Raw genomic sequence first — 24,917 nt, 5'->3', positions numbered from 1 at the left:
AGACCCATGGCCCGCTACACCGGCCCGATCACCAAGAAGTCGCGTCGCCTCGGCGTCGACCTCGTCGGCGGTGACGCCGCTTTCGAGCGTCGCCCCTACCCGCCTGGCCAGCACGGCCGCGGCCGCATCAAGGAGAGCGAGTACCTCCTCCAGCTGCGCGAGAAGCAGAAGGCTCGGCACACGTACGGCGTGCTGGAGAAGCAGTTCCACCGTTACTACACCGAGGCGTCTCGTCGTCAGGGCAAGACCGGTGACAACCTGCTGCAGCTGCTCGAGTGCCGCCTCGACAACGTCGTCTACCGCGCCGGGTTCGCCCGCACCCGCCGGCACGCCCGCCAGCTGGTCACCCACGGCCACTTCCTGGTCAACGGCAAGAAGGTCAACATCCCGTCGTTCCAGGTGACCCAGTTCGACATCATCGACGTGCGCGAGAAGTCTCTCGAGCTGACCCCCTTCATCGTGGCTCGTGAGACCCACGGCGAGCGGATCGTCCCGGCCTGGCTCCAGGTGCTGCCGAGCCGGATGCGGATCCTGGTCCACCAGGCTCCGGTTCGCGAGCAGATCGACATCCCGGTCCAAGAGCAGCTCATCGTGGAGTACTACTCCAAGAAGTAGCCTCCCCGGCCAGCTGAGGCCCGCCACAACTGCAGACTGAAACAGATTCGACAACTGCATTCGAGTCCCTCATATAGCGGTGGGGCTCGGAAAGGAAGAAACAGTGCTCATCGCCCAGCGCCCGACCCTGTCCGAAGAGGTCGTCGACGACTTCCGCTCCCGGTTCGTCATCGAGCCCTTGGAGCCCGGTTTCGGCTACACGCTCGGGAACTCGCTGCGCCGCACGCTGCTCTCCTCGATTCCGGGGGCGTCGGTGACCAGCATCAAGATCGACAACGTGCTCCACGAGTTCTCCACCATCGAGGGCGTCAAGGAGGACGTCACCGAGGTGATCCTCAACCTGAAGGGTCTGGTCGTCTCCTCCGAGCACGACGAGCCCGTCACGATGTACCTCCGCAAGTCCGGCGCCGGTGACGTCACCGCCGCCGACATCGCGCCCCCGGCCGGTGTGGAGGTGCACAACCCCGACCTGAAGATCGCCACCCTGTCCGACAAGGGCAAGCTCGAGATGGAGCTGGTGGTCGAGCGTGGTCGCGGCTATGTCTCCTCCGCTCAGAACAAGGGCGCCGACAACGAGATCGGCCGGATGCCGGTCGACTCGATCTACAGCCCGGTGCTGAAGGTGACCTACAAGGTCGAGGCGACCCGTGTCGAGCAGCGCACCGACTTCGACAAGCTGGTCATCGACGTCGAGACCAAGCCGTCGATCCGTCCTCGCGACGCCATCGCCTCGGCCGGCAAGACCCTCGTCGAGCTGTTCGGCCTGGCCCGCGAGCTCAACGTCGAGGCGGAGGGCATCGACATCGGTCCGTCGCCGGTCGACGAGCAGCTCGCTGCCGACCTGGCCCTGCCCGTGGAGGACCTCCAGCTGACCGTCCGGTCCTACAACTGCCTCAAGCGCGAGGGCATCCACACCGTGGGTGAGCTGATCTCGCGCTCCGAGCAGGACCTGCTGGACATCCGCAACTTCGGCGCCAAGTCGATCGACGAGGTCAAGGCGAAGCTGGTCGAGATGGGCCTGTCCCTCAAGGACAGCGGCCCGGGCTTCGACCCCAACGCGGTGCTCGCCGCCTACGGCGACGATGACGACGACGCCTTCGTCGAGGACGAGCAGTACTGACCCGTCCGCACTGGCCCGTCCTGACACTCCCTCGGGGGCTCGCCGCCTCCGCAATCTGGTTGGAACTACCCGAGTACCTCACACGGCTCGGGAGAAGAGAGAGATGAGATGCCCACCCCGAAGAAGGGCCCCCGTCTGGGCGGCAGCGCCGCCCACCAGCGGCTGATCCTGCGCAACCTGGCCACCTCGCTGTTCGAGCACGGCTCGATCACCACCACCGAGGCCAAGGCCAAGATGCTGCGGCCCTACGCCGAGAAGCTGATCACCAAGGCGAAGAAGGGTGACCTGCACAACCGTCGCCTGGTGCTGCGCGAGCTCTACAAGAGCGTCGACCAGAAGAAGCTCGAGGAGGACGGCGTGCTGGTGGTCAACCAGTACCCCCAGCACCGTCTCTTCACCGAGATCGCGCCGATGTTCGCCGAGCGTCCCGGTGGCTACACCCGGATCACCAAGATCGGTCCCCGCAAGGGTGACAACGCCCCCATGGCGGTGATCTCGCTGGTGACCGAGCCCTACCAGCCCAAGCCGTCGAACCGGAAGGCCAAGCCTGCCGAGACTGCGCCTGCCCCGGTTGAAGAGCCGGTGGTCGAGGAGCCGGTGGCTGAGGAGCCGGTCGAGGCGGAGGCCGCCGTCGACAGTTCTGCCGACGAGGTCGTCGAGGCGCCTGCCGAGGACGTCGAATCGGAGGCCGAAGCTTCCGCGGAGGAGCCTGCGGCCGACGACGAGGCCGAGTAGCAGGGCTGACCATGGGTCAGGTTGCGCTCGTGGTCGGCGAGGCGTTGATCGACGTCGTCCACCGCGGTGACGGCTCGGTGGCCGAGCACCCCGGCGGCAGCGCCGCGAACGTCGCCGTCGCCTTGGCTCGGCTCGACCGCGCCACGCTGTTCCACACCTGCTTCGCGGCCGACCGGTACGGTCGGATGCTGAGTGTGCACCTGGATGCGGCCGGCGTACGCCTCGCCGGCGACCCGGGCTCGGTGCTCCGCTCATCGTCGGCGGTGGCGACCCTCGGCGACGATGGTGCGGCGACCTACGAGTTCGATATCGACTGGCGACCGGGGCCCTTGGTCCTGCCCGACGACGAGGAGCCGGTGGTCGTGCACACCAGTTCCTACGCGGCCGCGCTCCCACCTGGGGCCGACGAGGTGTACGCCGCGGTCGACTCGGTGCGTTCACGCGCCACGGTCAGCTACGACATCAATGCCCGTCCAGCCGTGACCGGCCTCGACGCGGAGGTGCGCCGCCGGGTCGAGCGCCTGGTCGGCATCAGCGATGTCGTCAAGGCCAGTGACGAGGACCTCGAGGCGCTCTATCCCGAGCGCTCGGTCGACGACACTGCTGCCTTCCTGCTCGGCCTCGGCCCCGCCGTCGTAGTGGTCACCCGAGGCAGCGAAGGCGCCAGTTGGGTCGCTGCCACCGGGCCCGGCACGGTCCCGGCAATTGCGGTCACCGTGGCCGACACCATCGGCGCTGGTGACACCTTCGGTGCGGCCCTGGTCGATGCGCTGTGGAGCCGCGGCTTGCTAGGAGCCGAGCAGCGTCCCGCGCTTCGACGCCTGACCGACACCGACTGGGCCGAACTCCTCGGCCTGGCGGCCCGGGCAGCGGCGGTGACCGTCTCCCGACCTGGCGCCGATCCGCCGCACCGACACGAGCTGCCCTGACCTCGTGCGAGGATGCCGCCGTGCGGCTCCGGATCGATCTTGCCTACGACGGCGGTGACTTTCACGGTTGGGCGACCCAGCCGGACCTCCGCACCGTGCAGGGCGAGCTGGAGACAGCGCTGGCGACGGCGCTGCGGATGCCCGAGGCGAAGGTCGTCTGCGCGGGCCGGACCGACACCGGTGTCCACGCCCGCGGTCAGGTCGTTCATCTCGACGTCCCCGAGGCCGACCTCGCCGCTTCCGCCGGCCGCTCGACCGCGCCGGCGCCGGTGGCGCTCGGCCACCGGCTGAACGGTCTCCTGCCTGCGGACGTCCGCGTGCGTCGAGTCACCGAGGCACCACCCGGCTTCGACGCGCGGTTCTCCGCGATCTGGCGGCGCTACGCCTACCGGATCGCAGACCTGCCACGGGCCGTCGATCCCCTTCGACGTCGCCATGTGCTGACCTGGCCCCGGCCACTGGACCTCGAGGCGATGGACACCGCGGCTGTCGACCTGGTGGGGGAACACGACTTCGCCGCCTTCTGCAAGCGCCGTGAAGGGGCCACCACGATTCGCCATCTCCTCGACCTCAGCTGGACGCGCGATGACACCGGCGTCGCGGTCGCCACGGTCCGCGCCGACGCGTTCTGCCATCACATGGTCCGATCGCTGATGGGCTGCCTGGTGACGATCGGCGAGGGCCGACGGCCGGCGAGCTGGGCCGGCGACGTCCTACGTGCCGAGGAGCGTGACCCGGCGGTCCCAGTGCTGCCCGCGCACGGGCTGACTCTGGAAGAGGTCGGCTACCCGCCCGACGACGAGCTCGCCGCCCGCGCCGAGGTCGCCCGAAGGGTGCGCGTCCGGTGAACGAGGACCACTACTTCTCGGCCGATCCGCAGGCGCCCTTCGAGCGTACGTCGATCGTCGCCCGTGTGTGGGGACACGAGTTGTCGCTGGCCACGGGCTCGGGGGTCTTCGCGCGGGGTCGCGTCGACATCGGCACGTCGGTGCTGTTCCGGGAGACCGAGCCGCCCAGCTCAGGAAGGATCCTCGATCTGGGCTGCGGCTACGGCGTGATCGGACTGGCGATCGCGGTCGCCGCCCCCGCGACGCAGGTGACGGGCGTCGACGTGAACGAACGGGCTGTCCTTCTCGCCCGGGAGAACGCCGCCGCTCTCGGCGTCGCCGACCGCTACGCCGTATTCACACCTGAGACCGCGCCGGAGACGACGTACGACGAGATCTGGTCCAACCCACCCATCCGGATCGGCAAGCCAGCGCTGCACCAGCTGCTGCTGACCTGGTTCGCTTGGCTGGCGCCGGAGGGGCGCGCCGTCATGGTCGTCGGCAAGAACCTGGGTGCCGACTCGTTGCAGCGATGGTTGGGTGAGCAGGGTTATCCCACTCGTCGGCTGGCTTCGGCCAAGGGCTTCCGGGTGTTGGAGAGCCGACCGGCCGAGGCATGACGACGGGGCTTGCCATCCCCGCCTGATGAACGATGGGCGGGTCCGGCAGGATGGTGGGATGACCTACGCCGCAGCCGATGACCGCTACGACCACGTGCCCTATCGCTTCACTGGGAGCAGCGGGTTGAAGCTGCCGGTGCTCTCGCTTGGCCTGTGGCAGAACTTCGGCACCGACCGCCCCGAGGAGACCCAACGCGCCATCCTGCGTCGGGCCTTCGACCGCGGCGTCACCCATTTCGACCTGGCCAACAACTACGGTCCGCCCTACGGTCGCGCCGAGGAGAACTTCGGGCGCTATCTGGCCGACGACTTTGCGCCGTACCGTGACGAGTTGATCATCTCGACCAAGGCGGGCTACGACATGTGGCCGGGCCCCTACGGCCAGGGCGGCGGGTCGCGGAAGTACGTCCTTGCCTCCCTCGACCAGTCGCTGCACCGGCTGGGGCTCGACTACGTCGACATCTTCTACAGCCACCGCTACGACCCCGAGACTCCGGTCGAGGAGACGATGATGGCGCTGGACCACGCGGTCCGGTCCGGACGCGCGTTGTACGCCGGTATCTCGTCGTACTCTCCCGACAAGACGCGCGAAGCCGCCTCCATCGCCCGAGAGCTGGGCACCCCGCTGCTGATCCATCAGCCGTCCTACAACATGTTCAACCGGTGGATCGAGGACGGTCTCCTCGACGAGCTAGAGACTCAGGGGATGGGCTGCATTGTGTTCACGGCGCTGGCTCAGGGGCTGCTCACCGACCGCTACCTCGACGGTGTCCCGGCTGACTCGCGTGCCGCTCGCAGTGAGTCCACGGTGGCGGCTCTCGACGACGAGGTGCTGGCTCGCGTGCGCAGTCTCAACGAAATCGCTCTCGCGCGTGGTCAGAAGCTGCGCCCAGCTTGCCCTGCAGTGGGCCGTCCGCGACCCGCGGGTCACCTCGGCGGTCATCGGCGCCTCGTCGGTCGAGCAGCTCGACACCAACCTCGACGCGCTGGGCTTCCCCCCGCTCACCGATGAGGACCTCGCGGCCATCGACCGCTTCGCGGTCGACTCCGGTGTCAACCTGTGGGCGAAGTCCACCGAGGACTGAGGGCTAGCCTCAATGCCGCGCAGTTAAGGATCTTGGCTCGGGTCAAGGGTCGGCAGTAGGTGTGTCGTGATCCGGGTCTGGTAGTTCGTCCGGTCGATGGGGCCTTTGGCGCGGTGTTTGGAGATCGCGCGTTTGGTCACTCGGGGGCTGGAGCGGGCTCGGCGGGCGGGCAGAACTGTGTCCAGGACCGCTGCCCCGATCCGGCCGGTCAGGTCGGTGCCGGCCTCGGCGAGGACGTCTGCTGCGCGGTGGATCGTGTCGCGGGCGGTGGTCAGTGCGATGGTGAAGCTGAGCCGGTCGGGTGCGATGCCACCGTGAGCCAGGGAAGCGTCGGCGATCGCGGTCCGCAGAGCCTGATGGACGATCAGGACGGCGTAGACCTCCTGGGCGATCCCGGCGGGTGTGCGCGCCCGTAGGACCCTCCCGTCCAAGATCGTGGACTTGGTCTCGCGGAAGCCAGTCTCGATCTCCCACCGCTGGTGGTAGAGCTCGACGATCTCCCGTGCCGGGTACCGCTGCGGGTTGGTCAGGGTCGTGATCAGGCGGTAGGTGCCGGTGCGCTGGGTGCCTGAGTCTTTCAGGTCCACGATGATCTGGGCGTCGATGATCCGCACCCGGATGCCACCGAGGACAGCGATGCGGGTGCCATCGCCCAGGCGGTCCACGAGGGCGAACCTACGGTTGTCCTTGCACCGGATGAGCAGGTCCGCGCCGGTGGCGGCGAACTGCTCGATCAGGGCCGCGGCAGCGAAGTTGCGGTCACCGAGCAGCACCGTCCCGGGCCGCAGACAGCGCGCCAGGCGGGATGCGTAGGTAGTCTCCCCGACCCGGTAGGACCCGAACACGGCGTCGATGAGGGTGCGTGAGCCGCACGCGAGGATGCTCACCAGCCGCAGCATCGGGTAGCCGCCCGGGGCGTCCGGGCGGCCGGTGGCCCGACCGAACGCCGCAGCGTTGACGTCGGTGTCCGGCACACACATCGTGGTCCCGTCGATGGCGCACACCAGCAACCCACGCCAACGGGCAGCACCGGCCGCCGGGCCGCGGACCAGGTCGAACAACTCCCGCAGTGGACCCACTCCGATCCGCCGGAAGGCCTGGGACAACGCCGAGCTGCCCGGCACCCGGATGCTCAGGTCCGCGCCGGCGGCCAGACGCCGCAGGACCTGGCGATAACCCACGTCGGCGAACAGCACCCCGGCCAGCAGCACGTACACCACCACCCGGGTGGGCAGGCGCCGCAGCCGCTTCTGCGTCGCCCCCGCGGCGCTGATCGCCGCGTCGACCAGATCGAAGGAGACGATCCGCGTCAACTCGCCCAGATGGCCAGCAGAGAACGGATCCACCGGATCAGACGTGACAGACTGAGAACGCAACAGAACTCCATCGGTAGCAGGGCGTCTTGTCAGGACATCCCCTGCCTATCGAGGAGTTCTGTTGCTCTACCCGACGACACGCCGACGCCACACTCGCCACACCAGTCACATCGCTAACTGCGCGGCATTGAGACTAGCCGGGGAGCGGTCGGTCGGGCCCGCCGGCGGGTCTGAGGGGTGGCGTCCGTGCCGGCAGGGGAGCCCCGCGGGCAACCACCCCTCCGCTCGCTGGCGCTCGCTCCGGGGGGCCAGTCCCATCCACGCCCTGCGGGGGTCCCCCTGCCGTCCCGGCCGCCGCGTCAGACCTGACCGCTGCTTGACCGGGAGAGGCTCCTCGCAACAGGGTGGGCGGTTCGAGCGTCTTCATGGTGTGAGCGCAACGGTGCGGGGAGGCGAGGTGGGCGGCGGAGTGGTCGCCGATGACTTCGCTGCCTGGGTCGAGGCCCGCGGTCCCGGGTTGCTCAGACTGGCCTACGTGCTGACGGGGAACTCGGTCGATGCCGAGGAGATCGTCCAGGACGCCTTGTCGCGGGCGCTGCCGCGCTGGTCGCGCATCTCCACGGTCGGTGACCCGGACGCCTATGTGCGTCGGATGGTGGTCAACGCGCACACGTCGTGGTGGCGGAAGTTCCGGCGTCGGGAGTCGGTGATGGCCGACCCTCCGGAGCGCTCGGGGACGCCGAGCGGACTTGCGGTCGAGGAGCGGCTGGAGTTGTGGCGGGCCTGTCTGAGGCTGCCGGACGATCAGCGGACCGCGGTCGTGCTGCGCTACTACGAGCAACTGGAGTATGCCGAGATCGCTGAGTTGACCGGGGTGCGCGAGGGGAGCGTCCGTTCGCGGGTCTCGCGGGGCATCGCGTCGCTTCGGCTGGAGCTGGCGGGGGAGAGTGAGACCGAGGATGAGTGACCTGGAGACCCTGCTGCGGACCTCCCTGGACGCGGCCGCCGACCATGCGCCCAACAGCGGCAATCTGCTCGCCGGAGCACGTCGGCGCCTGCGCCGGAGGCGAGTGCTGGCCACCAGCGTGGTGGTTGCAGCGGTGGCGATGGCGGTCGTGCCGATCAGCTTGGCTTTGGGCGATGGCGGTGTTGATCGGAGCAAGCTTCCGGTCGCGACCGATTCGCCGAGTGTGGCGTCCGGTTGGCGCATCGAGTCTTGGCGAGACATCGAGGTCACCGTGCCAGACACCTGGGGCCATGACTCGCTGGACCAGTGGTGTGTCGGTGGAGGCGACCCGGCCGAGGTCGGGGTCGTGCAGCGGCCGGAGGGAGGCCAGACCGATGTCCTTTGCAGCCCGGTCTCCGGCTATGGCTTGAAGTTCGGCGACCCAGCCGACGTCGACACCAAGCACGATCCCGGCGAGATCTGGCAGTACGGCGGAGGAGATGCCTATCCGGACGGCGCCTGGCTCGCCTCCTGGTCCCCCGGCTCGGGCAGTGAGGCCGCCATCTCGGTGGTGACCCCCGATCGAGCGACAGCCCGACGCATCATCGACTCCGCGCACCGGTTCAGCGACTTTGACGCCAACGGTTGTCCACCGCACGCTGACGCTGACCCAGCAACCGACAAGCGGCTGGCGGTCTGCCGTTATGGCGGGGACGGCTGGCTACAGCAGAGTGAGCTGCTCTCGACCCAGGACAGCGAACGTGCGATCGCTGAGATTGGCCACGGCGCCCTCATTGACGGCAGCGTCGGCTGCGGCAGCTCGGAGGACACCACCATCAAGCTGGGCGGCTTGGCCGTGCTCACGCTCACCGCCGAGTGCGCCGAGGGCAACCAGATCGCACTCAGCGGCACCCTCCACCAGCTCACCGCCCGTGATCTCTACTGGGCGCTGTCACCCGGTTGGTCCGGTGGTGTGGACGGCTCGGTGCCCTTCCCTGACCACCTGCGCCGCTGAGGTGAACCACCTGGTTGCTGGCCGTGGGTGGTGCTGACCGATAGGCGGCGACGGCGGGTGAGCGCCGCCGTGGTCCTGTCTGGCTTCCGGGTCGTTGGCGCTGCCTCCCTCGCGTGCGGTCGGCGTCTGCCGCGGTCTTGTTGCGTCTCCCGGGGTCTTGTAGTGGCAAAGTGCCTCGTATACCGGGTCTCTAGCCACTACAGGACCGCGGGAGTTGGGTCCGGGACACCACAGCACCGCGGCAGCCAGCGCCCTGATCCGCAACAAACCGAGTGCGCCCCGCGGGCACCATCGCGGAGAATGATGCCTCGTGGGTCACGTGGACGTCGCGAATGTGAGATTCGAGCTGCCCGACGGCAGGGTGCTGCTCGACGACGTGTCGTTCCGGGTCGGGGATGGGGCCAAGGTGGCGCTGGTCGGTGCGAATGGTGCGGGCAAGACGACCCTGCTGCGGATCATCACCGGCGATCTCGTGCCACACAACGGGGCGGTGACGCGGTCGGGCGGGTTGGGCGTGATGCGCCAGTTCGTGGGTCACGGCGTCGTGGAGGGCGAGGCGGATCCGACCGTGGCCGACCTGCTGCTGGTGGTGGCGCCACCTCGGGTCCAGACCGCACACCGACACGTCGACGCATGTGAGCGCGCGCTGATGGAGACCGACGACGAGAAGACCCAGCTCCGCTACGCGGAGGCGCTCGCGGAGTACGCCGATGCCGGGGGCTACGACCTCGAGGTCACCTGGGATGTATGCACCACCGCATCCCTAGGGGTCTCGTTCGACAAGGCGAAGTACCGTTCCCTGAGCACGCTGTCAGGCGGAGAGCAGAAGCGGCTGGTGCTGGAGTATTTCCTGCGCGGGCCGGACGAGGTGCTCTTGCTCGACGAGCCCGACAACTATCTCGACGTACCCGGCAAGATCTGGCTGGAGCAGCGGATCAGCGAGTCCGACAAGACCGTCTTGTTCATCAGCCATGACCGAGAGCTGCTCGCCAACACCGCAACTCGAGTGGTCACGGTGGAGCTGGGTGCCGCGGGCAATCGGGTCTGGACCCACCCGGGCGGCTTCGCGTCCTACCACCAGGCCCGCCGCGACCGCTTCGCCCGCTTGGAGGAGCTGCGCAAGCGTTGGGACGAGGAGCATGCCAAGCTGCGCGCGCTGATGCTGATGTACAAGCAGAAGGCGGCCTACAACGACGCCATGGCCAGCCGCTACCAGGCCGCGCAGACGAGGCTACGCAAGTTCGAGGAGGCCGGCCCACCGATCGAGCAGCCTCGGGAGCAGAAGGTTCGGATGCGGCTCCAGGGTGGTCGCACCGGCAAGCGAGCGGTGATCTGCGAGCGGCTGGAGCTCAGGGTCGACGGGCCGGGCCCAGGGATCCTGATGGAGCCGTTCGACCTTGAGGTCTGGTACGGCGAGCGGGTAGCCATCCTCGGCTCCAACGGGTCCGGCAAGTCGCACTTCCTCCGGCTGCTGGCCGCTGGAGGCAGCGACCCGGACGTGGAGCACCAGCCGGTGGCCGACACCGCCATCGAGCCGGTGCGGCATGCCGGCAAGGCACGACTGGGGGCGCGGGTGCGGCCGGGCTGGTTCGTGCAGACCCACGAGCACCCCGAACTGGTCGGTCGAACCCTGTTGGAGATCCTGCATCGCGGTGACAAGCACCGCGAGGGGATGGGCCGCGAGCAGGCCAGTCGGGTGCTGGATCGCTACGAGCTCGCCCACGCGGCCGAGCAGCGGTTCGAATCGCTGTCGGGCGGCCAGCAGGCCCGCTTCCAGATCCTGCTGCTCGAGCTGTCCGGTGCCACTCTGCTGCTCCTCGACGAGCCGACCGACAACCTGGACGTCGAGTCCGCCGAGGCGCTGGAGGACGGACTGGAGGCTTTCGAGGGCACCGTGCTGGCAGTGACCCACGACCGCTGGTTCGCCCGGGGTTTCGACCGTTTCGTGGTGTACGGCGCCGACGGCCGGGTCTACGAGTCCGACGGCCCGGTGTGGGACGAGGGTCGGGTCGACCGGGTCCGCTGATCCGACAACGAGCGTGCGGAGAATCCGTGCCAGTCGCCGAAGCAGAACCTGTACGACGACGCTTAAGGTCGCCGGGTGACCACCCCATCGACACCAGACGCCCAGGGCACCCTGGCACCGGAGCTCCTCGCGACGCTGGCTACATCGACCCACAACCGGCTCGCGACCATGATCGACGACGCTCTTGGTCTGATCGGGACGGAGTCTCCGAGCGCCGACCTGGCAGCGGTGGCGAGGAGCGCCGACGCGGTGGCCGACCTGATGGTCCGCAGACTCGGGAGCGCACCGGAGATCCGGGTGATCGACGGGGTCAGCCACGTGCTGCTGGTCCCTCCGGAACCCCGGGTGCTCCTGCTCGGCCACCACGACACGGTGTGGCCGGTGGGCAGCCTGGCGACGATGCCCGCGCGGGTGGAGAACGGCACCATGACCGGGCCTGGTTGCTTCGACATGCTGGTGGGGGTCGTCCAGGCGGTGCACGCGCTCGCGGCACTGGTGGAGGCGGGCCGACCGGAGGCGCTGGACCGGGTGGCGGTGCTGGTCACCGGCGACGAGGAGATCGGGTCGGCCTCCTCACAGGCGTTGATCGAGGAGATCGCGAGCCGCTGCCGGGCGGCGCTGGTGTTGGAGGCGTCGGCCGACAACGGCGCGCTCAAGGTGGCCCGGAAGGGAGCCGGGACCTACTCCATCGAGGTCACGGGACGTGCCGCCCATGCGGGTCTGGAGCCCGAACGGGGCGTCAATGCCGGGCTGGAACTAGCCCGGCTGGCGCTGGACGTGGCGGCTCTCGGCGACTCCACGACGGGCACCACTGTCACTCCGACCACGATGACCGCTGGCACGACGAGCAACACCGTCCCGGCGCAGGCGCGGCTCGAGGTCGATGTGCGTGCGTGGACCCGCATCGAGCAGGAGCGGGTGCATCGGGCGATCACCGCACTGCGACCGCATGATCCGAAGGCGCGCGTCCAGGTCCGCGGTGCGGAGCCGCGGCCACCGCTCGAGCGGAGCGCTGCAGAGGACCTCTTCACGCGGGCGGCGGCGCTGGCCGCCGCATTGGGCCTCGAGCCGCTCGCTGCCGCGGAGGTCGGCGGTGCGTCCGACGGCAACCTGACCGCGGGGGTCGGGGTGCCGACGCTGGATGGTCTCGGAGCGGTCGGCGGTGGCGCCCATGCCGCCGACGAGCATGTCCTGGTCGCAGCCATCCCTGGTCGCACGGCCCTGCTCGCCGCCCTGGTCGCTGTGCTCTCTTCGTAGCGCGATCCCAACCGGCACACCCAAATCTGTGAGAACGCCCGTGCCCTCGTGCGCGCGGTTGCAGGACGCTGAAACCCGCCGGTGCCAGCCGGCCACGGAGAGCCTCAGGAGAGCGATGCACACCGGCCAGGACCGCACCGACGTGGTCGGCCGGGTCGCGCTCTCGACCGACCAGGTGGATCGGGCCTGGGCCGTCGCCGAGGCGGCGGCTGCGCGCGCAGGGGTGACCGTGTCCACGGCGACCGGCCTGACGGAGTACGTCGAAGTCAGCGGTCTTCTCGATCGGATCTGGGGCAGCCCGGTCGGCCAGAGCACCCTCTCCAGCGACCTGCTGGCGGCGCTCGCCCACTCGCACAACTACGTGGGCGTCGTCCGACGAGGGGAGCAGGTCGTCGGAGCGGCCGCGGGCTTCTTCTCCTCGCCACCGGCGACGCTGATGCACAGCCACATCGCTGGAGTCGTGGCGGGAGCACGTGGCCGCGGAGTCGGCTACGCCCTCAAGCTGCACCAGCGCGCCTGGGCGCTGGCCCATGGCGCGACCCGGATGACCTGGACCTTCGATCCGCTGGTGGCCCGCAACGCCTACTTCAACGTGACCCGGCTGGGCGCCACCATCGAGGAGTATCTCCCGAACTTCTACGGCGACATGGACGACGCCATCAACGGACACGGTGACTCCGACCGGATCTTGGCCCACTGGGAGCTCACCCGCCCGTTGCCCATGCCTGCGGGTGAGACGTCCGCCGAGAGGGTCGAGGTCGAGAGAGTCCCGATCCTGTGCCGGGGGAGCGATGGTCCCGCAGCGGTCGCCACCACCGTGCCTGCCCCTGCGCGGGGCCGGATGCTCGAGGTCGAGATCCCCTCCGACGTCGAGGCGCTGCGCGCCCGCGATGCGGTCGCGGCCGAGTGCTGGCGACTCGTGCTTCGAGACGCCCTGGCGCCGGCGTTCGCCGCGGGATGGGCCGTCACCGGCTTCCGTCGCGACGGCTGCTACCTGCTCACCCCGGAGGGCGAGTCGGTGGGTGCAGCCGCAGCTGCAGCTGCAGGGCGAACCGGGCTTCGGCGTCCTCCAGGTTGAAGTCACCGATCTCGCCCATCCGCTTGAGGCGGTAGCGGAAGGTGTTCTGGTGGACGTGGGCCGCCTCGGCGGCCGCGATGACGTTGCCATGGGCGTCCAGCCAGGCCCGCAGCGTGTCGATCATGATCGTGGAGGACCGCTCGGCGTCGTACTCCAACAGGCGGGCATAGGCGCCGACCGGTCCTCGCTGGGTGACCTCGACCAGATCGCGAAGCTCGAGGATCAGCGACTGGATCTCCACGTCGACAGCTCGGGTGACCGCGCCCAGGTCGCCGCCCTCCTGCCGAGACACCCGCATCACGCGGAGGGCCCGATCGGCGTCGCGCCGGGACAGCTCCAAGGCGGCGATGTCCTCGGCGATCCGACCGATGCCGATCAGCAGGGGGGTTGCCTCGGCTCGTCTGCGCAGGAACCCGCGACAGAGGATCTCGAGGTTGATCTCGGTGTCGCCGCGTCGCCGGGCCGGCACCAGCGCATAGATCGTCTCGTCGAGGACACCGACGACGGCATCGGCCCAGGTGCCCGAGAGGTGGAGCTGGAACGCTGCCGCCAACCGCTGGAGCTCGGCGGTCCGCACCGCGGAACGGGTGACCGAGCCAGTGTCGCCCGCCGGCTCCTGGATGGTCATCGCCACGACCAGGATCGGGTGGCCGGTCAGGCTCAGCCGCTCCAGTGCGGGTCGGGCTTCCGGGCCGCCCTCGAGGACGGTGGCGAGCAGGTCGGTGCGCAGCCGCTGCGCCGCGTCGGCGCCGGCGCGCAGCTGCAGCATGTGCACGGCGACCACCCGCGAGGCGTCGAGGAGGAGCTGGTCCTTCTCGGGGCTCAACGGCGCGTCGACCACGGCCCAGATGGTGCCGAGGACCTCGTCGCCGGCGCGCACCGAGACGGCGACCCGGCCCTTGGTCGTCTGGCCGGTGTCGAGGTCCAGCGGTGGCAGATAGACCGGTCGAACCGAGTCACGGATCGCCCGAGTGGCGCCGCGTTGCTCGTCCTCGCGGCGATAGAGATCGGGAGTCTTGCGGCCGAGGATGACCTCGAAGCGGATCGAGTCCGCCTCGTCCTGGCGCTCGGAGTAGGCGAGGACCACCGAGTTGCGGTCCTCGATGGTGATGGGCGCGTCGACGAGCTCGCAGATGGCGCCGGCCATTCCGAACAGATCGCCCACCGCGAAGCCACCCATCTGGTCGACCGCCCCGGGGCCGTGGTGTCCGCCGGTGTCCGCCAGCGCGACCCCCAACACCGTGGTCAACTGGTGCCAGGTGGCGCCCGGCGGGAGGCCCAGCAACACCAGCCGGGCGCGCTCGAGCTCTTCGACGAGGACGGGATCCGGCTCGAAGGGCAGCCGGATCACCAAGGCCAGCGCATCTTGGGCGGCCAGGTGTGTCACGAGGCGACGTACTTCCTCCCGCGAGGAGACTCCCACACCGAGCACGATCGAGCGCGGTGGATGGATGCTGTCGTCCGCGTCGTCATGGATCACCACCCCACCCACGGCCAGGTCGGTGCGCGGCGTACCGGCCACCTGGGGGAGCAGGATCGGGCCGAGGTCACCGAGCACTCGAGCCAGCGTCGGCCCTGAGCGGTCCGCTGTCTTGGAGCCGGGCAGGTCGCGGCCGCGGGCCGCATCGGCGGTGCCAGGCATGAAGGAGGTCACGATCCCTCCTCGGGACTCGGAGCCGGTCGAAGTCGACCATAACCGGACGACCTGGAGTGCGGAATCGTTCTCCCCGACGACCGCTGCCCGGGCTTTCTGTGGGGAGCACCGAGTCAACACCCCTCGGCCGGTGTCAGGCTAGGCCTGCGACCTCGAGACGATCGAGGCTTGGCCGTTGGCCGGAAGGGGACCGATGCACGTCTACATCTCCGTCGACATGGAGGGCGTGGCCGGCGTGGCCACCTGCGACCAGGCCTATCGGGGCGGATCGGGGTACCCCTCGGCTCAGGAGCTGATGACCGGTGAGGCGAACGCTGCGATCGCCGGTGCCTTCGACGGTGGCGCGACCGCGGTGACGATCAATGACAGCCACGGGACGATGGACAACCTGTTGCTGGAGAAGGTCGACCCGCGCGTCGAGATCGTGCTGGGCACGCCGAAGGCACAGTGCATGATGCATGGCCTGGCGCCCGAGCACGACGTCGCCCTCTTCGTCGGCTATCACGCCGCGGCCGGCGAGTTCGGAGTGCTGTCGCACTCCTTCTCGATGTGCTTCTCCCGATTCCGGGTCAACGGCGTGACGGCCACCGAGGCCGACGTCAACGCGCTGATGGCCGCCGGTCTCGGTGTGCCCATCGGCCTTGTCACCGGCGATGACGCCACCTGCCGCGATGCCGTGGGCAAGCATCCTGGGGTGCGCACGGTGCAGGTGAAGCGGGCCGAGGGATTCTTGGCCGCGACCAGCCTGCATCCGTCGGTCGCCCGGGACCGGATCCGGGCGGCGGCGGCGGAAACCGTCGCCGGAGTCGCCGATCTGGTGGTCGCACCGGTGCCCGAGGCGCTCACGTTGGAAGTCCAGGTCAAGCAGTTCCATCACCTCGAGCAGATCCTCAAGATCCCCGGTTTCACCGCGCTGGATGCCCTCACCGCGCAGGTCACCGTCGGTGATCCGAGCACGCTGTTCGACATGGTCGCGCTCTGCTACCAGTTGGATCCGGAGTGAGCGAGGGGGAGCAGGAGCTCGAGAGCCCGAGGATCGCGGCGCTGCGGGCGGCGGTGGTCGCCGACGGAGCGGGAAGCGGTGCCGTCGCGGAGTTCTGGCGCCGCGCCGAAGCCGAGGGCACGCCGCTGGTCGAGCCGGATCCCGACAGCGAGGAACACCGGCTGGTGACCTTCGTCTGGCGGGCCAGCTCGCCGGCGATCGTGGCCGTCGAGCTCAAGGGGAACCCGCGCTGGCGCAGCCCGCTCGACTCGTGGCTCAAGGCCGCAACCTTCGCCCGTGACGGCCTCGAGACTCGTCAGCTCCAGCAGCTCGCCGACACCGACGTCTGGTTCGACACCTCGCGCGTCCGAGTCGACCTACGGATGACCTACACCTTCGCCGAGCGCGAGGCGGCGGGGGTGAACTCCGACCCGTGGGAGCCGGGTGCCCTGGACCCCTTCGCCACGGCGAGCTATCCAGACGAGACCGCTCTCGACGTGCCGTCGGTGGACCCGGACTGGGCCACCTATCGCACCTCGGCGGTCGACCTCCGACCGCTCCCGAAGCCGCCGCCGACGGCGGCCCCTACAGGAGTGGTGACCGAGCATCGGCTGATCGGTACCAGTGTCGACGATCGCCGGGTCTGGATCTACGAGCCGCCAGGTGCGTCCGACGAGCCGCTCCCTGTGATGGTGCTCCACGACGGCTGGAACTGGGCCGCGCACACCCCGATCGCGCCGATTCTCGACCACCTCATCGCCGAGCGGAAGATCCCGCCCCTGTGCGTGGTCATGCACGAATCCGCGGACCGCGACGAGCTGGCCTGCCGGCCCGCGTTCACCGACTTCCTCGCCGACGAGCTGCTGCCCTGGGCGGGTCGCCTGCGGCCGCTCACCGACGATCCCGCACGCACGATCGTGGCGGGGCAGAGCTACGGCGGTCTCAACGCGGCGTACTCCGCACTGCGCCGTCCGGACCGATTCGGTCACGTGCTCAGTCAGTCCGGGTCGTTCTGGTGGCGTGAGGCGACGCCGTTCGACGAGGAGTTCGGATGGCTGATCAGCGAGTTCGTCCGCAGTCCGCGGCTTCCGGTCCGCTTCTACCTCGACGTGGGCCTGCTCGAGTCCTACATGGTCCCCACCAACCGACACTTCCGAGACGTCCTGCTCGCCAAGGAGTACGACGTCACCTACCGCGAGTTCCACGGCGATCACAGCTGGTTCTGCTGGCGCGGGACCGTGGGGGACGGCCTCGAGTCGCTCACGCGCGACTGGTGATCGGTCGCCCCGGTCGCTGGTCGAGGTCGAGCCTGCCGTCGACGACCACCGGCACGCCGGCGACGAGCACATGAGTCATGCCGACCGACGGGGCGACGGACTGGTAGGTCGAGGCGTCGGTGAGCCGATCGGGGTCGAAGACGACGAGGTCGGCGTCGCAGCCCACCTGCGCCCGCCCCTTGCGACGGGCCGCGGGAGCGCTGGCGGCGAGGATGTCGGCCGGCACCAGCGAGCAGCGGCGGACCGCCTCAGGCAGGTTCAGCACGTCGAGCTCGCGCACCAGCCAGCGGAACACCTTGGCGAAGCAACCCGTGCTGCGCGGGTGGGTGACCGCATCCGGTCGGACCGGCCAGGCACCCGGCTCGACCTCCGCGCCCTCGACGAGGGGGTTCATCGAGTCCGAGGCAAAGGCCGCCCCGGGCAGGGTGAGCGACTCGAGCAGTGCGGCGCGGTCGTCGGGACTGTCCTCGTCGAACCATCGGACCACGACATCCGTGGTGGGCGCCGTCGTGCGGAGAACACGCAGCTCGTCGAGGTCCGCGACCGACCGGCGGGCACCCAGCAGCAGGATCGCGTCCGGCTCGATGCCCATCGAGTCCAGGTTGGCCGGATCCAGGAAGGCGGCGCCGATCTCGGTGGCGCCCGCGCCGTAGGGATAGGCCTCGGTGGTGAGCGGCAACCCGCCGGCCTGGGCGGTGCGAACTGCGGCGACCACGTCGTGTGCCTGCCGTCCGGCTGTGCTGTTGAGGTGGCACAGGTGCATCGACGCTCCCGTGCTCGCGGCAGCGGCGACCACCTCCAGCACGCCTTCGAGGGAGGAACCCGGCTCCATCCCGGAGAGGAAGCGGGCATGGGTGAAGGTGCCCACGCCTGCGGTGGCCGCCAGACGCGCCACGTCGAGATACTCCTTGCGGGTCACCCCGGGTGCGTATCCGAGCAGCAGCCCGATGCCTATGGCGCCCTCGGCCAGCTCGGCCTCGAGGAGCGTGAGCAGCCGCGCTACCTCCCGGTCGCCCCAGCGGCGGTCCCAACCTGGTGTGGCAGGCAGCACGACGTCTGGTCCGATCGTGGATCCTTGGACGAGAGCGGCCCGGGTCGCTCCCCAACCCACGGAGTAGCCGAAGTTGATCGGTCGGCCCTCGTCGGCAGCCGCCCTCAAGGTGGGACCGATCGGATAGCGGCCGGACTCGAGATCGAGCGCGGTGGTGACTCCGTCGAGGGCCTGCAGTCGTGCACCGGCCAGCGACTGGGCGTGGCTGTGCAGGTCGATGAAACCGGGCGCGACCACCTGCCCCCGGGCGTCGAGGGTGCGCCGGGCCGGAGCGTCGTCGGTCGTGACCGCGGTGATCGTGCCGTTGCTGACGGTCACCGTGCGGATCGCGTCCACCCCGGTCTCCGGATCGATCACCCGGCCGCCGACGATCGCCAGGTCATCCACGGCTCCAGGCTAGATCGACCGACACCCGGTCACGTCGTACCGCGCGATGAACGGGCGCCGTGGAGTTCGTCGGCAGGGCCGACGCGCGACCCGACCAGCCTGCCTAATCTCGACGACCAAGCGGTGCACCCGGGGGCGCCGGCCGCTCGACTCGGGAAGGACCTCGTGGGGGACCTCGTGAAGGACTCAGCCAGACCAAGGAGGCAGGACATGGTGCACGGCATCTCCGGGGAACGCAGCGCCCGCCCACCGCTCGGGCGCCGCCAACTGCTGGCCGGCTTCGGTGGTGTCGCGACCGCACTCGCACTCCAGAGCTGCACCAACGACGCGAACAAGCCCGGGTCCGGCAAGGGGACCGGGTCGGCCGAGCCGGTCGAGGTGACCCACGCCTACGGCACCACCGTCGTACCGCCCGACCCGCAGCGGATCATCGCCCTCGGCCAGACCGATCTCGACGTCCTGGTGGCACTCGACATCGCCCCGGTGGCGGTGGGCGTCTTCAGCGGCGACTGGTACTCCCCGCTCCACCCGTGGAACGAGTCGGCGTTCAGCGAGGAGCCGGACTACCTCAACATGGAGGAGCTGGAGTTCGAGAAGATCGCGGCGCTCGCCCCGGACCTGATCACCTGCGTGCTCAGCGGCGCCAGCAAGTCGGACTATCAGAAGCTGTCCAAGATCTGCCCGGTCGTCGCCCAACCGAAAGGGTACGCCGACTGGAACGCCCCGATGGACCAGCAGGCGCAGCTGATCGCGACCGCCGTCGGCAAGCCGGACGAGGCCACCGCGCTCGTCAGCGCGGTCGACGACGCCTTCGCCAAGGCGACCGCCGATCATCCGGAGTTCAGCGGGCTGACCTCGGTCTGCGCAGAGCGTTGGGGCAGTGACTTCGACGTGCTCGGTGCGACCGCGCCACGTGCGGTGTTCCTCCAGAACCTCGGCTTCACCGCCTCCCCGGAGCTGGCCGATCTGGTCGGCAAGGGCTACAGCGCCCAGATCTCCACCGAGAAGCTCGCTCTCGTCGGCGACCTGGATCTCGTGCTCTGGACGACCGACACGGGCACCGTCGCCAAGCTCAAGGCCGATCCGGTGGTCTCCCGGTTGGCCTCGACGACCGAGGGACGGTCGCTCTACACCACCGACAACAAGGATGACCACGTCTTCTGGGCGATGGACTGGAGCACGGTGCTGAGCACGCTCTACGCGATCGAGCACGCCGTCCCCGAGATCGCCGTGGCGGTGGACGACGATCCGACCACCACGCCGACCGACTTCTCGGCCTGAGAACGGACGAGAGGAGCGGGACGCGATGGGACGACTGGTCGCGGGGGTCGAGCTGCGCCTGGTGCGGATGCCGCTGCGGACGCCGTTCCAGACCTCGAACGGCGTCTCGACCGAGCGCGACATCCTGCTGCTCCGTTGCGTCGGGGCCGAGGGGGAGGGCTGGGGCGAGTGCGTCGCCGAGCGCGAGCCGACGTACTCCAGTGAATACGCCCTCGGCGCGGTCGACGTGCTGCGCCGCTTCCTGGTCCCTCTGCTCCTGGCCGCCCAGGTCGAATCGGCAGAGGAGGTAGCGCCGGTTCTTGCTGCCATCGTGGGGCATCCGATGGCCAAGGCTGCCGTGGAGATGGCCGTCCTCGACGCCGCCTTGCGCCGGCGTGGTGAGTCGTTCGGGCAGTTCCTCGGCGCGACGCGATCGCGGATCCCGGCCGGCGTCTCGGTCGGGATCCAGCCGACCATCCCAGCGCTGCTGGAGGTGGTGGGGGCCTTCATCGACGAGGGCTACCTGCGGATCAAGCTCAAGATCCAGCCGGGCTGGGATGTCGATCCGGTCCGAGCCGTGCGGCAGCGGTTCGGTGACGAGCTGCTGCTGCAGGTCGACGCGAACGCGGCCTACGACCTTGCCGACGCCGGGACCCTGCGCCGCCTGGACGACTTCGACCTGCTGCTCATCGAGCAGCCGCTCCATCACGACGACCTGCGCCAGCACGCCCGGCTGGCCGGGCTGATCCGCACCCCGATCTGCCTGGACGAGTCGATCGTCTCCGCCCGGTCCGCGGCTGATGCGATCGCGCTCGGTGCGGCCAGCATCATCAACATCAAGCCGGGCCGGGTCGGCGGCTACCTGGAGGCTCGGCGGATCCACGATGTAGCGCACGCCCACGGTGTCGCCGTCTGGTGCGGCGGCATGCTCGAGACGGGTCTTGGGCGGCGGGCCAACATCGCCCTGGCCGCACTGCCCGGATTCACGCTGCCCGGGGACACCTCGGCCTCGGACCGCTTCTACTCTCGCGATCTGACCGATCCGGTCACCCTCGATGCCGACGGTCACGTCGCCGTCCCGGTAGGTCCCGGCCTCGGCGCCCTCCCGGATCCGGACGCACTCGATGACTACACCGTGGAGACCTGGTGGGTGGACGGGACATGAACAGCTCCGCCTCGGTCAGCACCGACCGGGTCGCCGAGCTCGCCGCCAGCCTGGTCGCCGAGCACCGGCTGCCCTCGCTCAGCGTCGCCGTCGCCCACGCCGGCCGCGACGAGGTCGACGCCCGCTCCTTCGGGCGGGCCGACCTGGCCGGGGTCCCCGCGACCCCCGAGACGGCGTACCTCCTGGCCTCGACGACCAAGCCGATCGTCGCCACGCTCGCTGCGCTGCTGCACGAGCGCGGCGTTGTCGACCTCGCCGAACCGCTAGCCGACCGGCTGCCGTGGCTCCTCCCTCCCGGTCGAGTCGGGCACCCGGGCAACCCGACGCTGCAGCAGGCGCTCACCCACACCGCCGGCTTCGGCACCCACTACGACTTCTCCTACGGCGACCAGACACCGGCCTCGCTCCCGCAGACATTCGCCCGCTACGGCACGCTGTTCCGCCCGCCCGGCACCACGTACGAATATGCCAACCTCGGCTACGCCGCCGCCGGCGCCTTCCTCGAGGCCGCGACCGGTCTCGAACTTCGCGCGCTGCTGCGGCGCGAGCTCTTCGAACCGTTGTGGCTGAGCACGGCCGACTTCGGCCCGGTCTACGACAGGCCCGGCGAGACAGCGGTCCGCTACTCCGAGGCGAACCTGGTGGCCTATCCGGTCATCGACACCACCCACCGTGCGGCCTCACTGGGCTGGATGTCGGCCTCGGACCTGGCCCGCTTCGGCCTGGCCCACAGCACCTCCAGCGCGCTGCTCGACGAGACGACCAGGCGGCTGGTGAGCACCCCCGGAGGGGAGTCTCGGCCACGGCAGGTCTGCCCACCGCCGGGCAGCGACTACGGCCTCGGCTGGCACGTCTGCCGCGTCGGTGATCTCGAGGTGCTCCTCCACGGCGGAGACATGTGCGGGGTGGGCGCGATGGTCACCGTGGTGCCCACGCTCGGGCTATCGATCGCGGTCACGGTCAACCGGACCGATTCGCTTACGCACGCCCGCGTCATGCGCGACGAGTTGCTCACCGCCGCGCTGCCCGGATGGCCTCCCGCGTCGGGAAGCTCCGCTGCAAGATCCGCCTCTCCCGGCGGGCCGGTGGAGCGGAGCCGTGACGACGTACGCCGGGCCGGTGCCGCTCACCCTCACCGTGGCCGACGACGGCGCCACCACCGTCGAGCTGGGCGCTGCTGGACCGCTACCAGCCGTCCTGGCGCCGCCGTACGACGAACGACCGACCGCGATCGAGTTGGCTGTCGACCATCAGCTGCCGACTCCGGACGCGATGGTGCAGAGCCCCGAGCTGGAGCTCGCGTTCGATGAGGACCACGGTGTGCTCCGCGGGGCGGCGCGCGCCCTCAAGACCGACGAGGCCGGCGACCGGGTCGGCAACTGCCTGAGTCACTGGTGCGAGCTGGTGCCGACATGAGCATCAAGACCAGTGTCGGCACCGCCGCCGACGTGCAGGCAGACGCCGGACCGGCTCGGTCGCTGGCTCCGTCTCGACCGGGGCTCGCGATCGGTCTGGTCGGGGCGGTGCTGGTGCTGCTCGCCTTGGTGGCCGCGAGCCTCGCGTTCGGAGCCGAGGACATCGCTCCCGGTGAGGTGTGGCGCGCCCTGGTCCACGGTGGCGGCGGCGACGTGGACGTGATCGTGCGGCATCTCCGGGTGCCCAGGACCGTGCTCGGCATCCTCGCCGGCGCCGCCCTCGGGCTGGCCGGCGCGCTGATGCAGGCGCTGAGCCGCAACCCGCTCGCCGACCCGGGGATCCTCGGCGTCAACGCGGGCGCCTCGCTGGCAGTGGTGATCGCGATGGCTTTCTTCAGCATCGAGACTCTCAGCGGCTACGTCTGGTTCGCCCTGGTGGGGGCGAGCATCGCCACGCTGATGGCCTACGGCTTGGGCTCGGCCGGCCAGGCGGGAGTGAGTCCGGCCCGGTTGGCCCTCGCCGGCGCGGCGATCTCCGCGGTGTTGACGGGGTTGATCTCTGCGATCGTGCTGGTCTCGCCGCACGCGTTCAACGGCTTCCGCTCCTGGAGCGTCGGCACGCTTGCTGATCGCAACGGGCAGGTCGTCACCCAGGTGCTGCCGTTCATCGCCGTCGGGGTGGTCATGTCGCTGGGGTTGGCTCGCTCGCTCAACGCGCTCGCCCTGGGCGACGACGCCGCACGCGGGTTGGGCGCACACGTGGCTCGCACCCGCGTGCTCGGCGTGGTCGCCACCACCCTGCTGTGCGGTGCCGCCACTGCCGCGGTGGGGCCGATCGGCTTCGTCGGCCTCGTGGTGCCGCACATGGTGCGCAGCTTCACCGGCCCCGACCACCGATGGTTGCTTCCCTACTGTCTGGTCGCCGGGCCGGCACTGATGCTCGCCGCTGACGTCACCGGACGACTGCTCGCCCGCCCGGGCGAGATCGGCACCTCGATCGTCACCGCCGCCGTCGGCGCACCGGTCTTCATCGCACTCGTCCGCCGACGCCGGATGGCCGAGCTGTGACCTCCGTGGACCGTCGACCGGTCGCCCCACCCGGCCCTGTCGCTCCCTCGTTCCGGACCTTGCAGACGGGCCGGGTGTCGGTCCGACTGCAGCGCCGCACCATCGTCGCCTGCCTCCTGGTCACCCTCGCCGTGCTCGGTCTGGTGCTGGTCCAGCTCTGCGTCGGGGACTACCCGATGTCGCCCCGGGACGTGCTCAGCACCCTCAGCGGCCACGGCAGTCCGGGTGAGGAGTTCACGATCTACACGCTGCGGCTGCCCCGGGTCGTTACCGCCGCGTTGATCGGTCTGGCGCTGGGTGCCAGTGGCGCGATCTTCCAGTCGCTGACTCGCAACCCGCTGGGCAGTCCGGACGTGATGGGCTTCACCATGGGTGCCTCCGTGGGGGCCGTGCTCGTCATCTTGGTGCTGCACGGAGGGGACGCCGGGGTCACCGGCGGCGCGATGGTCGGCGGCTTCGTCACCTCGGCCGCGGTCTATCTGCTTGCCTATCGCAAGGGTGTCCAAGGGTTCCGGTTGATCCTGGTCGGGATCGGCATCAGTGCCATCTTGGAGTCGGTGGTGTCCTACCTCCTGCTCCGTGCCCGCCTGCAGGACGCTCAGGACGCCTACGTCTGGTTGGTGGGCAGCCTCAACGGCCGTGACTGGGGCCACGTCGTGATCATCGGGGCCGTGACCGGGCTGATGCTCCCGGCCGGGATGGTGCTGTCCGGCCGGATGCGGATGCTTGAGATGGGCGACGACACCGCGCAGGCGCTCGGTGTCCCAGTCGAGCCGAGCCGCCGCTGGCTTCTCGGCGTCGGCACCATGCTGTGCGCGGGTGCGGTCGCCGCTGGCGGTCCGATCTCGTTCGTGGCCCTGGCCGCTCCGCAGATCATGCGCCGGCTCACCGGCGGACCGCTGGCCGTGCTTCCCTCCGCCCTGATGGGTGCGTTCCTCCTCGTGCTCAGTGATCTCGCCGGTCAGCGGCTCTGGCCGGACATCCAGTTCCCGGTCGGGATCGCGACGCTGTGCATCGGCGGGATCTACCTCGCCTGGCTGCTGTTCCGCCAGAACAAGACCAACCGTTTCTGACCACCCGACGGGAGAA

The 24,917-nt window shown here is 69.8% G+C and carries 22 protein-coding genes and 1 pseudogene; 20 read left to right on the top strand and 3 right to left on the bottom strand.

Annotation, left to right across the window (positions count from 1 at the left end; translation table 11 throughout):
* The first annotated feature begins 6 nt into the window (after positions 1 to 6).
* From rpsD to mgrA, 7 genes and pseudogenes are all read left to right on the top strand, one after another.
* Positions 7 to 615, top strand: coding sequence for a 30S ribosomal protein S4 (rpsD, locus tag QM714_RS09260; protein WP_415099729.1), 609 nt, complete (start codon positions 7 to 9; stop codon positions 613 to 615).
* A gap of 103 nt (positions 616 to 718) precedes the next feature.
* Entirely contained in the window at positions 719 to 1,735 is a 1,017-nt protein-coding gene (locus QM714_RS09255; protein ID WP_415099727.1) for a DNA-directed RNA polymerase subunit alpha, read from the top strand.
* Between the two features lie 108 nt (positions 1,736 to 1,843).
* Complete coding sequence (rplQ, locus tag QM714_RS09250; RefSeq protein WP_415099725.1) at positions 1,844 to 2,470, top strand: 50S ribosomal protein L17; 627 nt, start codon at positions 1,844 to 1,846, stop codon at positions 2,468 to 2,470.
* Between the two features lie 11 nt (positions 2,471 to 2,481).
* Entirely contained in the window at positions 2,482 to 3,399 is a 918-nt protein-coding gene (locus tag QM714_RS09245; protein WP_415099723.1) for a PfkB family carbohydrate kinase, read from the top strand.
* Between the two features lie 20 nt (positions 3,400 to 3,419).
* Positions 3,420 to 4,247: a tRNA pseudouridine(38-40) synthase TruA gene (gene truA / locus QM714_RS09240; RefSeq protein WP_415099721.1), complete on the top strand. Its 828-nt coding sequence runs from the start codon at positions 3,420 to 3,422 to the stop codon at positions 4,245 to 4,247.
* Positions 4,244 to 4,846 carry a class I SAM-dependent methyltransferase gene (locus QM714_RS09235; protein WP_415099719.1) on the top strand — a complete coding sequence of 201 codons (603 nt, stop codon included), beginning with the start codon at positions 4,244 to 4,246 and terminating at the stop codon, positions 4,844 to 4,846. Before truA ends, QM714_RS09235 begins: the two co-directional genes overlap by 4 nt.
* Before the next feature lie 58 nt (positions 4,847 to 4,904).
* Positions 4,905 to 5,931: pseudogene (gene mgrA, locus QM714_RS09230) on the top strand (L-glyceraldehyde 3-phosphate reductase).
* 23 nt (positions 5,932 to 5,954) lie between these two features.
* Here mgrA and QM714_RS09225 read toward each other — a convergent pair.
* Positions 5,955 to 7,277, bottom strand: coding sequence for an IS4 family transposase (locus QM714_RS09225; protein ID WP_415097970.1), 1,323 nt, complete (start codon positions 7,275 to 7,277; stop codon positions 5,955 to 5,957).
* Positions 7,278 to 7,677: 400 nt separating this feature from the next.
* Here QM714_RS09225 and QM714_RS09220 point away from each other — a divergent pair, with 400 nt between their 5' ends.
* The 5 genes from QM714_RS09220 (at position 7,678) to QM714_RS09200 (ending at position 13,569) form a co-directional block, all read left to right on the top strand.
* Positions 7,678 to 8,214: a SigE family RNA polymerase sigma factor gene (locus QM714_RS09220; RefSeq protein ID WP_415099717.1), complete on the top strand. Its 537-nt coding sequence runs from the start codon at positions 7,678 to 7,680 to the stop codon at positions 8,212 to 8,214.
* The gene (locus QM714_RS09215; RefSeq protein WP_415099715.1) at positions 8,207 to 9,208 is read left to right on the top strand and encodes a hypothetical protein; all 1,002 of its coding nucleotides are present in this window, start codon (positions 8,207 to 8,209) and stop codon (positions 9,206 to 9,208) included. The genes QM714_RS09220 and QM714_RS09215 overlap by 8 nt, the downstream gene beginning before the upstream one ends.
* Positions 9,209 to 9,518: 310 nt before the next feature.
* Positions 9,519 to 11,234, top strand: a complete 1,716-nt coding sequence (locus tag QM714_RS09210; RefSeq protein WP_415099713.1) for an ABC-F family ATP-binding cassette domain-containing protein — start codon at positions 9,519 to 9,521, stop codon at positions 11,232 to 11,234.
* Positions 11,235 to 11,309: 75 nt separating this feature from the next.
* A complete protein-coding gene (locus QM714_RS09205) occupies positions 11,310 to 12,491 on the top strand; it encodes a M20/M25/M40 family metallo-hydrolase (protein WP_415099711.1) in 1,182 nt (393 codons plus the stop codon).
* A 115-nt stretch (positions 12,492 to 12,606) separates the two neighbouring features.
* Complete coding sequence (locus tag QM714_RS09200; RefSeq protein ID WP_415099709.1) at positions 12,607 to 13,569, top strand: GNAT family N-acetyltransferase; 963 nt, start codon at positions 12,607 to 12,609, stop codon at positions 13,567 to 13,569.
* On the opposite strand, the gene QM714_RS09195 is transcribed toward QM714_RS09200, so the two are convergent.
* Positions 13,490 to 15,223, bottom strand: coding sequence for a PucR family transcriptional regulator (locus QM714_RS09195; RefSeq protein WP_415099707.1), 1,734 nt, complete (start codon positions 15,221 to 15,223; stop codon positions 13,490 to 13,492). The two genes, QM714_RS09200 and QM714_RS09195, sit on opposite strands and share 80 nt — an antisense overlap.
* A gap of 175 nt (positions 15,224 to 15,398) precedes the next feature.
* Here QM714_RS09195 and QM714_RS09190 point away from each other — a divergent pair, with 175 nt between their 5' ends.
* Positions 15,399 to 16,226 (top strand): M55 family metallopeptidase, encoded by an 828-nt coding sequence (locus QM714_RS09190; protein WP_415099705.1) that lies wholly within the window; start codon positions 15,399 to 15,401, stop codon positions 16,224 to 16,226.
* A complete protein-coding gene (fes, locus tag QM714_RS09185) occupies positions 16,223 to 17,482 on the top strand; it encodes an enterochelin esterase (RefSeq protein ID WP_415099703.1) in 1,260 nt (419 codons plus the stop codon). The genes QM714_RS09190 and fes overlap by 4 nt, the downstream gene beginning before the upstream one ends.
* Here the strand turns inward: fes and QM714_RS09180 are convergent.
* The gene (locus QM714_RS09180) at positions 17,466 to 18,920 is read right to left on the bottom strand and encodes an amidohydrolase family protein (RefSeq protein ID WP_415099701.1); all 1,455 of its coding nucleotides are present in this window, start codon (positions 18,918 to 18,920) and stop codon (positions 17,466 to 17,468) included. The genes fes and QM714_RS09180 overlap by 17 nt on opposite strands.
* A gap of 210 nt (positions 18,921 to 19,130) precedes the next feature.
* Here QM714_RS09180 and QM714_RS09175 point away from each other — a divergent pair, with 210 nt between their 5' ends.
* The 6 genes from QM714_RS09175 (at position 19,131) to QM714_RS09150 (ending at position 24,901) form a co-directional block, all read left to right on the top strand.
* Positions 19,131 to 20,201 (top strand): ABC transporter substrate-binding protein, encoded by a 1,071-nt coding sequence (locus QM714_RS09175; protein WP_415099699.1) that lies wholly within the window; start codon positions 19,131 to 19,133, stop codon positions 20,199 to 20,201.
* A gap of 25 nt (positions 20,202 to 20,226) precedes the next feature.
* Positions 20,227 to 21,345, top strand: coding sequence for an o-succinylbenzoate synthase (gene menC / locus QM714_RS09170; RefSeq protein WP_415099697.1), 1,119 nt, complete (start codon positions 20,227 to 20,229; stop codon positions 21,343 to 21,345).
* A complete protein-coding gene (locus tag QM714_RS09165) occupies positions 21,342 to 22,655 on the top strand; it encodes a serine hydrolase domain-containing protein (protein WP_415099695.1) in 1,314 nt (437 codons plus the stop codon). Before menC ends, QM714_RS09165 begins: the two co-directional genes overlap by 4 nt.
* Complete coding sequence (locus QM714_RS09160; RefSeq protein ID WP_415099693.1) at positions 22,618 to 22,761, top strand: hypothetical protein; 144 nt, start codon at positions 22,618 to 22,620, stop codon at positions 22,759 to 22,761. The genes QM714_RS09165 and QM714_RS09160 overlap by 38 nt, the downstream gene beginning before the upstream one ends.
* The gene (locus QM714_RS09155; protein WP_415099691.1) at positions 22,758 to 23,828 is read left to right on the top strand and encodes a FecCD family ABC transporter permease; all 1,071 of its coding nucleotides are present in this window, start codon (positions 22,758 to 22,760) and stop codon (positions 23,826 to 23,828) included. Before QM714_RS09160 ends, QM714_RS09155 begins: the two co-directional genes overlap by 4 nt.
* 74 nt (positions 23,829 to 23,902) lie before the next feature.
* The gene (locus QM714_RS09150; RefSeq protein ID WP_415099689.1) at positions 23,903 to 24,901 is read left to right on the top strand and encodes a FecCD family ABC transporter permease; all 999 of its coding nucleotides are present in this window, start codon (positions 23,903 to 23,905) and stop codon (positions 24,899 to 24,901) included.
* Positions 24,902 to 24,917 lie beyond the last annotated feature (16 nt).

It is taken from the genome of Nocardioides sp., assembly GCF_047602075.1.
Taxonomy (GTDB): Bacteria; Actinomycetota; Actinomycetes; order Propionibacteriales; family Nocardioidaceae; genus Nocardioides.
The sequence above is the reverse complement of the archived record's forward strand: the minus strand, read 5'-3'. Positions and strand labels throughout refer to the sequence as shown.

Bases quoted from the DNA above. Each gene is read 5' to 3' on its own strand.
- QM714_RS09245 (WP_415099723.1), top strand. From the start codon at position 2,482: ATGGGTCAGGTTGCGCTCGTGGTCGGCGAGGCGTTGATCGACGTCGTC.
- QM714_RS09215 (WP_415099715.1), top strand. From the start codon at position 8,207: ATGAGTGACCTGGAGACCCTGCTGCGGACCTCCCTGGACGCGGCCGCC.
- QM714_RS09175 (WP_415099699.1), top strand. From the start codon at position 19,131: ATGGTGCACGGCATCTCCGGGGAACGCAGCGCCCGCCCACCGCTCGGG.
- QM714_RS09155 (WP_415099691.1), top strand. From the start codon at position 22,758: ATGAGCATCAAGACCAGTGTCGGCACCGCCGCCGACGTGCAGGCAGAC.
- QM714_RS09160 (WP_415099693.1), top strand. From the start codon at position 22,618: ATGGTGCAGAGCCCCGAGCTGGAGCTCGCGTTCGATGAGGACCACGGT.
- QM714_RS09200 (WP_415099709.1), top strand. From the start codon at position 12,607: ATGCACACCGGCCAGGACCGCACCGACGTGGTCGGCCGGGTCGCGCTC.
- rplQ (WP_415099725.1), top strand. From the start codon at position 1,844: ATGCCCACCCCGAAGAAGGGCCCCCGTCTGGGCGGCAGCGCCGCCCAC.
- menC (WP_415099697.1), top strand. From the start codon at position 20,227: ATGGGACGACTGGTCGCGGGGGTCGAGCTGCGCCTGGTGCGGATGCCG.
- rpsD (WP_415099729.1), top strand. From the start codon at position 7: ATGGCCCGCTACACCGGCCCGATCACCAAGAAGTCGCGTCGCCTCGGC.
- QM714_RS09165 (WP_415099695.1), top strand. From the start codon at position 21,342: ATGAACAGCTCCGCCTCGGTCAGCACCGACCGGGTCGCCGAGCTCGCC.